This window comes from Actinoplanes subtropicus (genome assembly GCF_000721705.1).
Lineage (GTDB): Bacteria > Actinomycetota > Actinomycetes > Mycobacteriales > Micromonosporaceae > Actinoplanes > Actinoplanes subtropicus.
The window spans coordinates 205758-219129 of sequence record NZ_JOJL01000042.1; the positions used below are offsets into that span (position 1 = coordinate 205758).

The 13372-nt window shown below is 72.9% G+C and carries 9 protein-coding genes and 1 pseudogene; 4 read left to right on the forward strand and 6 right to left on the reverse strand.

Annotated elements, in window-relative coordinates; genetic code table 11:
* Window positions 1-14: 14 nt before the first annotated feature.
* A complete protein-coding gene (locus tag IH26_RS0144225) occupies window positions 15-1619 on the reverse strand; it encodes a methyl-accepting chemotaxis protein (protein ID WP_030442299.1) in 1605 nt (534 codons plus the stop codon).
* Between the two features lie 179 nt (window positions 1620-1798).
* Here IH26_RS0144225 and IH26_RS0144230 point away from each other — a divergent pair, with 179 nt between their 5' ends.
* Together IH26_RS0144230 and IH26_RS0144235 are read left to right on the forward strand one after the other, a co-directional pair.
* Window positions 1799-6937, forward strand: a complete 5139-nt coding sequence (locus tag IH26_RS0144230; RefSeq protein WP_030442300.1) for a diguanylate cyclase — start codon at window positions 1799-1801, stop codon at window positions 6935-6937.
* A gap of 5 nt (window positions 6938-6942) precedes the next feature.
* Window positions 6943-7362, forward strand: coding sequence for a VOC family protein (locus IH26_RS0144235; protein WP_030442301.1), 420 nt, complete (start codon window positions 6943-6945; stop codon window positions 7360-7362).
* Window positions 7363-7378: 16 nt separating this feature from the next.
* Here the strand turns inward: IH26_RS0144235 and IH26_RS0144240 are convergent, their stop codons facing one another.
* Window positions 7379-8473 (reverse strand): nucleotide disphospho-sugar-binding domain-containing protein, encoded by a 1095-nt coding sequence (locus IH26_RS0144240; RefSeq protein ID WP_030442302.1) that lies wholly within the window; start codon window positions 8471-8473, stop codon window positions 7379-7381.
* A 42-nt stretch (window positions 8474-8515) separates the two neighbouring features.
* Complete coding sequence (locus IH26_RS0144245) at window positions 8516-9124, reverse strand: TetR/AcrR family transcriptional regulator (RefSeq protein ID WP_030442303.1); 609 nt, start codon at window positions 9122-9124, stop codon at window positions 8516-8518.
* 95 nt (window positions 9125-9219) lie between these two features.
* Between IH26_RS0144245 and IH26_RS54790 the strand changes: the two are divergent.
* Window positions 9220-10316: pseudogene (locus tag IH26_RS54790) on the forward strand (epoxide hydrolase family protein).
* 61 nt (window positions 10317-10377) lie between these two features.
* Here the strand turns inward: IH26_RS54790 and IH26_RS0144255 are convergent.
* The 3 genes from IH26_RS0144255 to IH26_RS0144265 form a co-directional block, all read right to left on the reverse strand.
* Window positions 10378-10950, reverse strand: a complete 573-nt coding sequence (locus IH26_RS0144255; RefSeq protein WP_157437672.1) for a DUF4190 domain-containing protein — start codon at window positions 10948-10950, stop codon at window positions 10378-10380.
* Between the two features lie 388 nt (window positions 10951-11338).
* The gene (locus IH26_RS0144260; RefSeq protein WP_030442305.1) at window positions 11339-12019 is read right to left on the reverse strand and encodes an SDR family oxidoreductase; all 681 of its coding nucleotides are present in this window, start codon (window positions 12017-12019) and stop codon (window positions 11339-11341) included.
* A 21-nt stretch (window positions 12020-12040) separates the two neighbouring features.
* Complete coding sequence (locus IH26_RS0144265) at window positions 12041-12994, reverse strand: RNA polymerase subunit sigma-70 (RefSeq protein WP_034217303.1); 954 nt, start codon at window positions 12992-12994, stop codon at window positions 12041-12043.
* A gap of 131 nt (window positions 12995-13125) precedes the next feature.
* Here IH26_RS0144265 and IH26_RS0144270 point away from each other — a divergent pair, with 131 nt between their 5' ends.
* Window positions 13126-13362 carry a hypothetical protein gene (locus tag IH26_RS0144270; RefSeq protein ID WP_157437674.1) on the forward strand — a complete coding sequence of 79 codons (237 nt, stop codon included), beginning with the start codon at window positions 13126-13128 and terminating at the stop codon, window positions 13360-13362.
* Window positions 13363-13372 lie beyond the last annotated feature (10 nt).

Sequence of the window (13372 nt, forward strand, 5' to 3'; positions counted from 1 at the left end):
TGGGAGCGGCGGCGTCAGAGCCGGAAGCGCTCCACCGCCGTTCGCAACCGGCCGGCCAGGTCGTGCACGTCGCCGGCCGCGCGGGTGGCCTCGCCGACCGCGTCGCGGCTGCTCGCCGTGCTCTGCGCCACCGACGAGATGCCCTGAGCGATCTCGCTCGCGCCGTCGGCCGCCTCGGTGACGCCGCGGTTCATCTCGGCCGTGGTCGCGCTCTGCTCCTCGACCGCCGAGGCGATCGTGGTCTGGTAGTCGCTGATCTGCTCGATGATCTGGCTGATCCCGTCGATCGCGGTGACCGCCTCGCCGGTCTCCTGCTGGATCGACTGGATGCGCTGGGCGATCTCCTCGGTGGCGCGCGCGGTTTCCTGGGCAAGGTCCTTCACCTCGCTGGCCACGACCGCGAAGCCCTTGCCGAGCTCGCCGGCCCGCGCCGCCTCGATGGTGGCGTTCAGGGCGAGCAGGTTGGTCTGCGCCGCGATCGCCTGGATGGTCGTGACCACCGTGCCGATCTGGGCGGACGACTCGCCGAGCCGGTTGATGGTGGCGCTGGTGTCGCGGGCGGCGGTGACCGCGCTGGAGGCGACCCCGGCGGCCTCGGCGGCGTTGCGGGAGATCTCGGAGATCGAGGCGCCCATCTGTTCGGCGCCGGCCGCGACCGTCTGCACGTTGCCGGAGACGCCGCCGGCCGTGCCGGCGACCAGATCCGCCTGGGTGTACGCGTTGTTGACCGCCCCGTCGATCTGCCCGCTGACCCGGTACATGGTGTCCGCGGCGGCGGACAGCTCCCGGGCCTCGTCGCTGATCTCGGTCATCGCCTCGCGGACCCCCGCGGCGGCGGTGTCCACCGCGCGCGCCATGTCGGCGATCTCGTCGTTCGCGGTGTCGCCCAGGCGTACGGCCAGGTCGCCGCCGGCGATGCCTTGCAGCGCCTGGATGACCCGGCCGGCGGGACGCACCACGCTGCGGGTGACGACCAGGGTCAGGGCGATCGCGGCCAGCACCGCCACCGCGAAGGCGATCAGCATCCAGTCGCGTGCGGTCGCGGCCGAGCTCTGCGCGTCCCTGGTCGCCTTCTCGGCCCGGGCGGTGACCGAGTCGACCAGCGCCTGCGTGTCGTTGACGATCTTGAAGTAGACGTCGTAACTGGGGCCGAGGATGAGATCGTTGCCCTTGCTGACCTGGCCCTGGGCGAAGGCGGCGGCGATCCGGGTGTCGTAGTCGAAGAACGACGCCCAGCTCTGCTGGAGCCGGGCGAAGATGGCCTTCTCCGCGCCGGTCATGAGGTCGGTCCGGGTATCGGTGAGGAGTTTCTTGAGCAGTTCCGCGTCGGCGAGGAAGCCCTTGCGGTTGTCCGAGCTCGAGTCGACCGCCTTCTGCGGGCTGAGGCGGTAGACGTCCCAGGCGTACGCGACCTGCCAGCCGGAGATGTCGCCGTCGTAGTACTTCTGCTGGTCCACCTGGCCGCGCAGGGTCTGCAGGTCACGCACCTCGCCGGCCGTGTCGGACTGCCGCTGCAGGGCGATCGCGCCGACCGCGACCACGACGCCGAGCAGAACGAGGACCAGCGTGAAACAGGCGCCCAGGCGCGCGCCCAGCCGCAATCGTCGTACCAGTGTCATGCTCCTGCCCCCGCCACGCCGGATGTCTCCCATCTGCCCGTTCGGCAGCTTCCGGCCGTTGCTGAGCGGGTTGGCGCCGTTCGGCTGTCGTGGGCACGTGGTGCCTGACATATCGGGTCAACTTCGCGCGACGGTTGCCGATCAGTAGCTACGAACCGATAGCTGCGGAGTGGGTGCCAGTGAGTGACGAGGACAGCGTGCGCCGGGCGGCGGACCTGACCGGTCTCGTGGTGGAGGACGAACTGGGCCGGGGCGCGTTCACCACCGTGCACCGGGCCCGGCGGGGTGCCGGCACGTACGCGCTGAAACGGCCGATCGCGGAGAGCGCCGACGATCCCGGCCTGCTCATCGCCTTCCAGCGTGAGGCGGCGCTGCTCGCCTGCATCGACGACCCGGGCGTGCCGCTCATCCACGCCGCCGGCCGGTTCGGCGGCGCGCCCGCCATGGTCCTCGAATACCTGCCCGGCGGCTCGCTGGCCGACACCCTGGCGCGCGGTCCGCTCCCCGCGGAGCGGGTCGTCGAACTGGCCGGCCAACTCGGCCGCGGCCTGGCCGCCGCCCACCGGGTCGGCCTGGTCCACCGGGACGTGAAGCCGGGGAACATCATGATGCCGGCCGGGCACCAGGCCAAACTGATCGACTTCGGTCTCGCGCTGCTCGGGGCGGAGCCGGACGACGACGACCGGGCGGTCGGCACCTTCCTCTACACCTCGCCCGAGCAGTCCGGGATGCTCAAGCGCCCGGTCGACGGCCGCTCGGATCTGTACTCGCTCGGCGTCGTGCTCTTCGAGTGCCTGACCGGGCGCCTGCCGTTCGAGGCCGAGGACGTCGGCGAGCTGCTGCGGCTGCACCTGACCGCGCCCGTACCGGATCTGATCGAGCTTTGTCCCGGCCTCGACCCGGCCGTGGCCGCGGTCGTGACCCGGCTGCTCGCCAAGGACCCGGACGACCGCTACCCGGACGCCGCCGCGCTGCTGGCGGCCCTGCCGGGCGGCGCCGGCGGGGCGGCGAAGGCGTCGGGCTGGCCGCTGTGCGGGCGCGACGAAGAGCGCGACCGGCTCGCCGAGCGCTGGCGGCGGGCGCACGGCGGGCACGGCGGCATCGTCGTCCTTCGTGGACCGGCCGGTTCCGGGCGCACCCGGCTGGCCGAGGAGGCCGCCGCGCTCGCCGCCGGCGTGCCGGTGCTGCGCGCCGCCTGTGTCGAGGACGAGGCGCTGCCGCTGGCCGCGCTGCGTGTCGCGATCGACGGCTACCTGCAGGCGGTCGGGCTGCTCGACGGCCCGGACCGGGCCGAGGCCGAGCGGCTGGTCCGGGCGGCCGCCACGATCGCCGGCCCGGCGCTGGCCGCCCGGCTCAGCCCGCGGCTGGAGGCGCTGGTCGGCGAGGCGGGCGCCGGCGAGCCCCGGGACGACCACCTGTTCCCGGCGGTCGCCACGTTCCTGGCCGAGCTGGCCAGGGCCCACAGTGGACTGATGCTGCTCTGCGACGACGCGCACTGGCTCGACGCGGGCAGCCGCGCGGTGCTGGCCCGGCTGGCGCCCGATCTGCCGCGCCTGCCGCTGCTGGTGCTGCTGACCGAGCGGGACGACGCGGGCACGCCGAACGCCGTGCACGCCGACCTCGAGCTCGACTGCGCGCCGCTCGAGCCGGCCGCCGTCGAGGAGCTGATCGCCTCCCGGCTGCCGGGCGCGACCGTCGGGGCCGAGCTGGTCGGGCACGTGGCCGGGCGTACCGACGGCTCGCCGCTCGCGGTCGTCGCGTACCTGCTGCAGCTGCTCGATGCCGGGCTGCTCACCCCGCTGTGGAGCGCGTGGTACGTCGACGTGGCCGGCGCCGACGCGCTGCCGGCCGCCGACGACGTGCGCGCGCTGCTCGCCTCCCGGCTGGCCACCCTGGCCGGCGCCGATCGCGACTTCCTGGTCGCCGCCGCGGTGGCGGGGCCGCGCTTCCGCACCGAGACGCTGATCGCCGCGGGCGGTTCGGCCGACCGGGTGGTGGCCGCGGTCGGCGCCGCCGTCGAGCGCCGGATCGTCGAGGCGCGGCCCGGCGGCTGGTACGTCTTCCTGCACCCGCTGCTGCGCGAGTCGCTGCTCGACGGGGTCGGCGAGCAGCGGCTGCGCCGTCTGCACGCCTCGATCGCGGACGCTCTGGACGGCCTGCCCGGGCCGTTGCGGGACCCCGATCACCTGTACGCCGTGGCCCGGCACCACCGGCGGGCCGGCGACGAGGTGCCGGCCGGCAAGCGCCGCCGCAGCGCGCTGGCCGCCGGCCTGCGCGCCCTGGCGGACATGGCCCCGGCCGAGGCCGCCGGTTACCTCGAGGACGCCCTGGAGGGCGACCCCGCCCCGGCCACGGCCGTGCTGCACCCGCTCGCGCTCGCCTACCTGCGCGCGTCCCGGTACGCCGAGGCGGCCGCCACCATCGAGCGGGCCCTCGCCGCCGAGACCGACCGCCGGACCCGCGCGCAACTGCTCATCACCGAGATCGAGCTGCACCACACGCTCTGGGACGTGGAGAACGCCCTGGCGGCGACCGCGAGGGCGCTCGCCGAGCTGGGCCGGCCGTTGCCGGGCAAGCCGATCGCCCTGCTCGCCTCCACGATCGGCGCCGGGCTCGCCGGGGGCGCCGTGCGACGTACCGGATGGGGTTCCGGGACAGCGAAGGGCCGGCGGCGGGACGACCTCGCCACCCTGGCCGCCGCCCTGGACGCCGGCGGTTACGCGGCCGGGGTCGGCTTTCGCCTGCGGGAGGCGGGCGTGCTCGCGATGCGCGCGATGTACGCGGTGAACCGGCTCGGCCCGTGCCCCGAGTACGTGCGCGTCTATGCGCTGATCGGTTACGTCGCCGCCGTGGTGAAGCTGCGCGGCGCCGCCGGTCGTTGCCTCGAGCGCGCTGCCGTGGTCGCGCACGAGCTCGGTGACCCGGCGCTGGTGGCGTACGTGGAGTGGATGCGCGGCTGCGCGTGGCTGTTCGGCGGCTTCGACGACGGCAGCGCCTGGGAGGAGACCATCAACCGGGACGCGCGCTGGTTCGGCCCGGCCCAGCTCATTCCCGGCCACGCCACGGTCGGCCTCCGGCTGCTCCTGCGCGGCTACGCCGTCGAGGCGCAGGCCGAGTACGAGCGCGGGCTCCGCCGGCTCGGCGACCCCAAGCTCGTGCTCGGCACCTCGTTCGGCATGCTCTCGGTGATGATCCCGGCGATGCAGGGCCGGCCGGGGGAGGCCGCCGCCGCGCTGGCCGAGCTGCGCGCCGCCCTGCCGCCCGGCAAGGGCACCCCCATGCAGAGGGCGAACATGCTGGTCGCGGCCGCCTGCGCGGCGATCGAGCAGGGTGAGTTCGGCGAGCCGTTCGAGGCGATCGCCGCCGAGTTCCGCGGGCTCGGGCTGCGCCCGCGCGGCATGATGACGCAGCACAAGTGGTTCTTCGCGTACCAGTCGCACGCCTGCATGGCGCGACTGCGGATGGCGACCGATCAGGAGCGGCCGGCCCGGATCCAGGCCGCCCGGGAGGCGGTGGCCGAGCTGCGCCGGGTACGCAAGAGCTCGCCGCTGCTCGATGCCGCCTACCTGATCGGTGAGGCGGCTCTCGCCCAACTGGTCGGCGAGCCGCGCAAGGCGATCGAATGGAGCGACAAGGCGGAACACATCGCGCGGGCGGTCGACGCGCCGTTGGTGCACTTCGAGGTCGCCCGGTTCCGGGCGCGGTCGTTCCGGGCCCTCGGGCTGATGAACGAATCCGATCGCCAGGCGCGGATCGCGCTGTCGCTGGCGAACGTCCACGGGTGGGAGTCCCGGCGCCGGCAGGCCCGCACCGAGTTCGGCGCCGAGGAGGGCGCGGCGACCAACCGGCGTACGGTGGTGGGCCGCTCGGACGCGCCGCGCAACCGTCGCCTGGAGGCGTTGCAGCAGGTCGGCGCGGCCGCGGCCACCGTCCTCGACCCGCAGGAGCTGGCCCGGGTCGCGCTCGACGAGATGTTGCGCATCCTGGGCGCCGAGCGGGCGCTGTTCTTCCTGCTCGACGAGGCGGGGGAGCCGGTGCATTTCGCCGGGCGCGGCGCCGGCGGGACCGATCTCGAGGCGACGACCGCGTACGGCGCGACGCTGGTGCGGCGGGTGGCCGCCGGCGGGGAGGCGCTGGTGCTGACCGGAACCGAGCAGGGCGCCGCGCTGGGCTCGCGGAGCGCGGTCGTGCACGGGCTGCGCAGCATCATGGTCGTTCCGGTTCAGTTCAAGGGGAACACCCTCGGCGTCGTCTACCTGGACAGCCGGATGGCCCGCGGCATCTTCACCGAGGACGATGTCGAGGTTCTGATCGGCGTGACCAGTCATGTCGCCGTCTCGCTCGAGACCGCTCGGGCCGCGCAGCTGCACCTCGCGGTCGCGGCGGCCCAGCAGCAGCAGGCGTTCGCCGAGATGCTGCGCGCATCGCTGGCCGAACTGAGCGGCATCCACGACCCGGCGCGGCTGCTGAGCACGCTCTTCGGCATGCTCGCGTCGCAGTTGGACGCGGCCGCCGGGTGCCTGCTGGGCGCCGACGGGTCGACGGTGCTCGAGGTGACCGGCAAGGCGAATCCGGCCGCGGTCGGCGGGCCGTTCCCGGTGGCGCTGCCGCCGGTGCTGGAGCCGACCGTGATCCCCGCCGAGAACATCGGCGAACTGCGCAGCCAGCGGCTCCTGGTGGTGCCGCTCGACCACCGCGACGGGCGCAGCGGCGTGGTCGTCCTCGGCGCGGACTCGTTCAACGAGAGCGCGATTCAGATCGCTTCCTCGCTCGCCACCCAGGGCATGAGCGCCTACCTGAACGCCTGCCTGTTCAGTCGCGTCCAGGAGCTGGCCACCACGGACGAGCTCACCGGCCAGCACAACCGCCGGCACTTCTACGCGATCGCCACCGCGCTGGTCTCCACCGCCGCCCGGGGCTCCCGCGACCTCGCCGCCGTGATGCTCGACATCGACAAGTTCAAGAGCGTCAACGACACGTACGGTCATGGGGTGGGCGACGAGGTCATCCGTGCGGTGGCCGCCCGGGTCCGCGCGAGCGTCCGGCACTCGGACGTGCTCGGCCGGTACGGCGGCGAGGAGTTCGCGGTGGTCCTGCCGGATCACGACGGCGCCGCGCCGGAGCTCGCCGAGCGGATGCGCCGAGCGGTCGCGGACACCCCGATCCCGACCGCGGCCGGGCCGCTGCCGGTCACGATCAGCGTCGGCCTCACCCAGCTCGACCCGGCCGACGCCACCCTCGATCAGATGCTGGCCCGCGCCGACCACGCCCTGTACCGCGCCAAGGAGAGCGGACGGAACCGGGTCGTGGTTTGCTGAGGCATATGACGCGATACCCGATGATTCTTCAGGTGGTCCTGGACGGCACCAACATCCGGGAGCTCGCCGAGTTCTACCGCAAGCTGTTCGGTCTGCAGTACCGCCCCGGCGACGAGCCGCCGGCCGCCGGCGACCCCGACGAGCGCGGCACGGACTGGCTGGTCCTGCAGAACCCGCAGGGCGGCCCGCAGCTGGCCTTCCAGCAGGTGGACCGGCTGATTCCGACCACCTGGCCGGACGACACCGTGCCGATGCAGCTGCACCTGGACACCACGGTGGAGAGCGTTTCCGAACTGGACGCCCAGCACGAGCGGGCCCTCGCCCTCGGCGCCAAGATGGTTTACGACCGCAGCACCGATCCGGACGAGCCGCTGCGCGTCTACGCCGACCCGGCCGGCCACCCGTTCTGCATCTTCGTCTCCTGAAACGCCGGGCCGGATCTCAGGAGCCGACCAGTTTTTCCAGGGCCGGGACGAGCGTCTCCGGCGCGGGCAGGCCGGCGATCTCGGCCGCGACCTCGCGCGCCGCGGCCGTCAGGCGCTCGTCGCTCAGCAGACGGGTCAGGTCGGCGGCGGTGATCGCTTTGGCGTCGGCCGCAAGGCCCGCGCCGCGGCGGGCCAGCATCTCGGCGTTGTAGCGGCGATCGCCCGCGCCCCTCGTGGCCAGCTGGGGCACGCCGGCGGCCAGGCCGCCGAGCACACTCCCGGCGCCCGCATGGTGCACGAAGGCCGAGGCAAACGGCAGGACCTCGTTCAGCGGTACGCGATCCACCGCCCGCACATTCGGCGGCAGCGTGCGGGTCGTGGCCGGCCGGACCAGCACGAACTCGGCGTCCACCGCGGCCGCCGCGGCGATCACGGCCGGTCCCGGATCGCCGTCGTTCGGGCCGTTCAGAGTGCTGCGGCTGACCAGGACCCGTGGCCTCGACCCGGGCTCGCGCAACCAGCCGGGCACCGGGCCGCCGCCGGAGAACGGCACCGGGCGCATCGGCGACGCTCCCGGCAGCGGCCCGCCGCGCAGACTCCCCGGCGTACACGAAATGGTCAGTTCGGGGTTGGGAATGTCCATCTTGGCCATCACCGAACTGGTGCGCACCGCGCGGAACAACTCGGTGGCCGGCCACAGTGTGTTCTCCTGCAACACCGACGGGATCGACAGGCGACCGGCAACGATCGCCCCGGCCTCCGCGAGCGACTCGAAGACGATCAGATCCGGTCGTTCCCGCTCGGCGAGCGCCCGCAACGGCTCGACCAGCGTCAGGTTCGCCCGGCCGAACAGCTCGCCGGCCATGCCCAGGCCGGCCTCCCCGCGCATCTCGGCGCGGGCGAGACCCGGCCGGCGCAGCGCCACCCGGATCGCGGCGCGCGGCAGGCTGAAGCCGGCGCCGATGTCGGCGGTGCGCAACCCGAGCACGTCGACCGGGAAACCGCCGGCGGCGAGGAGCACGTCGTGCCCGGCGTCGCGACAGGCCGCGGCGAGCGGGACCAACGGCAGCAGGTGGCCCTGCAGGGGAGCGGCGACGAAGAGGATGCGCATGGTCGGCGTTCTATCACCCCGCCGCTGTGGCGCGGCTGAGGTCTACCGGTTCCAGCGCCAGCTCAGCTCCTCGACGGTGGGGGCCGGGCCGGGTAACTCGTCGCCGGCGCGCATGCCATCCAGGAGGACGTCGACGTAGCGGACGCGCAGCTCGCTCGTGCGGTCCGGGTCGGGAACGCGGACGGCCGCGCACATCTCCAGCAGCATGGTCATGTCGGCGGGGACGGCGCCCGGGCGCAGCAGCGGCCGGGCTCGCTCGAAAAGCGCCATGGCCAGCTGGTTGGCCCGGATCGCGTCCGCGTTCATCTCCTCGCTGGGCGCGAACGTGCCGGCCAGGTGGACGGTGAGCGAGTGCACATCGGCGTGGACCACCCCGCGGACGAAGGTCTCGAACGCCGTCCAGTCGTCGGGTTGCTGCTGGGCCTGCTCCGCCTCCGCGATGAACCGCCGCAGGCCGTCGTGGCAGAGCGTGCGCAGCAGGTCCTCCTTGCCGGCGTAGCGCCGGTAGAGCGCGCTGATACCCACGCCGGCCCGCTCGGCGACCGCGGAGATCGGGGCCCGGTGGTCCTCGAGGAACACCTCATGGGCGGCTCGCAGGATCGTCTCGTCGTTGCGCGCGGCCTGGCGGGCGCGGCCCGAGCTGCTCGTCATGCGGCTCAGATTAACAGTGGAACGGATCGTTCCGCTCTGGTACAGTGAAAGACGGAACGAAGCATTCCGTTCCGTTCGACGAGAGAGGCGAGACGATGATCCGCGAGTTCCGCATCGAGATTCCCCAGGCCGACGTCGACGACCTCCGCCACCGGCTGTCCCGCACGCGGTGGGGTGCCGAGATCCCGGGTCAGGGCTGGCGGCGCGGCGTCCCGGTCGCCTACCTGCGCGACCTCGCCGAGTACTGGGGGCGCGAGTTCGACTGGCGGGCGGCCGAGGCGCGGCTCAACGAGCTGCCGCAGTTCCTGACCGAGCTCGACGGGCAGACGATCCACTTCGCGCATGTCCGCTCGGCCGACCCCGCCGCGACCCCGCTGCTGATCAGTCACGACTGGCCCGGGTCGTTCGCGCTCTATCTGCCGGTCGTCGAGGCCCTTCGCGACCACTTCCACCTGGTGCTGGTCAGCAACCCGGGGATGGTCTTCTCCGGCCCGCTGACCTCGGCCGGCTGGAACACGGCGCGCAGCGCCGCCGCGCTCAACGAGCTGATGGGCCGGCTCGGCTACGACCGCTACGGCGTGCAGGGCACCGGCGGCGGCGCCGGGATCGCGGTCGAGATGGGCCGCCAGGCGCCGAAAAGCGTCATCGGCGTGCACGTGAACGGCCACATCACGGTCCCGTCCGGCGACCCGGGCGACTTCGACGGGCTGACCGAGGCCGAGCAGGAGCGGCTGCGGCGGTTGCAGGAGTTCCGCGACGACAAGATGGGCTTCAACGCGATCCAGTCACCCGGCCGCAGACGCTCGCGTTCGGCCTCACCGACTCACCGGCCGGCCAGCTGGCCTGGATCGCCGAGAAGTTCGTGGAGTGGACCGATCCGTCGGTCCCGTTCGATCGCGACCTGCTGCTCACCAACGTGAGCCTCTACTGGTTCACCGCGACCGCCGGCTCGTCGGCGAACGTCTACTGGGAGGTGGCGCACGACCCGTCGGCCTGGGCGCCCAAGGAGAAGTCCCAGGTCCCGCTGGGCGTGGCGCTCGGCGTCACGGACATCACGGTCCGCCGCTTCGCCGAGCGGGACACCCCGGTCACGCACTGGACGGAGCTTCCGGCCGGCGGAAACTTCCTCTCCGCGGAACAGCCGGAGGCGTACGCGAACGACGTCCGCGCGTTCTTCGCCGAGCTCAGCTGATCGAACCGGATCGAAAATGGCAGCACCGGCGCTCGCCGGTGCTGCCATTGCGCTTGTCTGGTCAGCTGCCGATGGTGCAGAGCGAGTCCAGCTTGTTGCCGTCCTTGGTGATCTGGTCCATCAGGCCGGGCGGGACGTTGCCGGTCTTCACCGCGGTCAGCATCTGCTTGTAGTCGTTGGCCATCGCCTGCACGGCGACCTTGACGTCGTCGTGCTTGGCCTTGGCGGCGGCCGCGTTCAGCTCGTCGATGGTCTTCTGCAGCGAGGCGGCGTCGACGTTGGTCGAGTTGTTGATGATCGCGGCCTTGCCGTCGGTGCAGCCGGGGTCGGCGACGGTCGAGTTCGCGAGAGTCGCGATGCCGATGATGATGCCGGCCATGATGACCACCGAGATGATGACGCCGGCGACCGCCAGGCCACGACCCTTCGCCTTGCCCGCGCCGGTCTTGAAGATCGCGATCAGGCTGAGGATGAACCCGACCGCCGGAACGAAGAAGGCGAGGATGAATCCGGCGACAGCCAGGCCGCTGCGGCCCTGCGGCTGAGGGGCCATCGGGGGCGGCGGAGCCCCGTAGTTGAAGTTCTGGCCAGGCTGCGGCGGAAGCTGCTCGTTGATCGACACTATGAATCCCATCCCGTTATGCGTTGGTGAGCGCCCCGCGACGGTACTGGTTTCACAGCCAATTTCCAGACCCGTGTCAGAATCGTTACTCGTCGAAATACGATTGACCCCGGATGTCGCCTTCGGCCGTTGCCGCCTCGTTCCCCCCTGGGCGGGGCGTTCCTTGACTCCACAAGTAAACGGGCGGGCTCGGCGATCGCAGAAGCACAAGTCCATGATCCGACCGGCGACGGCGGCCGGTGAGACGCCGTCTCACGTTCGGCACGCCGGCCGCGACCGGGTGATGTCGCCGCTCACGACCGCTCGGCTTGACATGATGTGGGCGGTGGACACCGCGCTGGTCCTGGCGATGACCGGCCGCCGGCCCGCGACCGAGGACCTGGCCGGCGGCGGCGCACCGCTACTTGTCGAGCGGAGTCAGCCCTTCCCCGTTCAGGACGTACGCGGCCGCCATGGCCGGTTCCTGCGCCAGGCGGACGATGCGGTCGCCGGCGAGCTGCGGTGTCAGCGGCGAGGGACCGGGGGTTCCGCCGTACGCCCGGATCGCGGTGTTGCCGATCACCGTGCCGGGCGTGACGACCGGCAGCACCGTCGTCATCGTGATGCCGAGCTCCCGGGCGTCGCCCGCCGCGTAGCCCGTGATCAGCCGGACGGTCGCCTTCGCCCCCGCGTAGCCGCCGCTGAGCGGTGAGCCGCGCAGTTCGGCCCCGCTGCCGAACACGATCACCCGCGACCCGGCCGCGAGCGGCAGCCGCAACACCGCTCGCAACCAGCCAAAGACGATCCGCACGTCGGCCTGCCAGTTGGTCGAGAACGTCTCCCAGGTGTGCTCGTTGAGCGGCCCCATCACCGGGACCGCCCCCGCCGTGATCACCAGCAGGTCCGGCCGGTGGGCGGCCAGCACCTTGTCGGCGAACGCCTCGTCCGCGGCGTCGCCCCGTTCGTGCGCGAATCCGGTCACCGGCGAGCGGGACACGACCGTCACGTGCGCGCCCGCGTCGCTCGCCGCTCTCGACACGCCCAGCCCGAGGCCGCGGCCGCCGCCGACCACCACCACGGACCTTCCCGTCATTGCTGTCATCGGTTCCTCCATGCGTCGGGTTCAGCTATGGAGATCCCGGCCGGCGCCCCGATTCACCGGCAGCCCGAACATCGGGAAGAGCGCGGGCTGCAGGAAGACGTGGATCCTCCGGACGCCACCGTCGGCGAGATCGAGCACCTGCAGCGCGTGCGCCTCGTCGTGCACATACAGCGCGTACGTGGGCTGGCCGTTGGCCTGCGGCGTGACCGGGTGCATCGCGAACAAGCCCGGTTCGAGCAGCACGTGCGTGCCGAGGAAGCCGAGCACCGAATCGCGCCCGGCGAACCAGGTGGCGTGCGGCGGCATCTCCAGGGTGACGTCCTCCCGGAGCACCGCCGCGAGGGCGCCCACGTCGGCGCGGGTCCACGCGTCGACGTACCGCAGCAGCCGGTTCTGCATCTCCGGCGTGGTGGGCTCGCTCATCTCGGCCGGGTCGGGCGCCTCCCGCGACATCCGCTCGCGGGCGCGCAGCAGCGCGCTGTTCACCGCCACCGTCGTGGTGTCGAGCACGGTCGCCACCTCGTCGGCCGGCAGGTCGGCGACGTCCCGCAGGATCAGAACCGCTCGCTGCCGGGCCGGGAGATGCTGCAGCGCGGCGACGAAGGCGAGCCGGACCTGCTCGTGCGTGCCGGCCGCCTCCGCCGGATCGATCGGAAGCGGTCCCAGCCAGGGCGTCCCGGCCGGCGCCGGCCGGGCGGGGGAGTGCCAGTCGGATTCCGGGCCGTCCAGCGCGGCGGGCAGGAAGCGTCGCTCGCGCTGTTCGAGCGAGCGCAGGCAGACGTTCGTGGCGATCTGGTGCAGCCACGTCCGCATCGACGCCCGGCGCTCGAACCGATCGAATCCGCGCCACGCCCGCAGGTAGGTCTCCTGGACCGCGTCCTCGGCGTCGGCCGCCGACCCGAGCATCCGATAGCAGTGCGCCAGAATCTCCCGCCGAAGCGGCCCGGCCTCGTCGGCGAACCCCGTCTCCACCATGCGCACACCCCCTCCGAAGGTACCGATCCGCCCGGCGGCCGGGACTCACCGGCCCGGCCGCCGCCGTCACCTTCGCCGGGGCACCGCTGGTCGGTCAATCGCTCGGGGTGGTGACCGCAAAGCGTGTGCGCGTGCGCGGCCGCGCCGATCCCCGCGTCGGTCCGAACCGGCCGGTGCCGGCCGAGCAGCACGGCGACCACGACCGTGCCCAGGGCCGTCAGCGCCAGCGGGATCGCCGATCGGGACGCCCGGCGGCCGGCGCCCCGGCCGCCTTGTGGTTCGCGATCGCCGTCGCGTACACCGTGGCCGTGGCCGCCGTCGCGATCGATCCGCCGACGTACCGGGCCATGTTGGAGATCCCGTTCTGAGCGAAAGTGG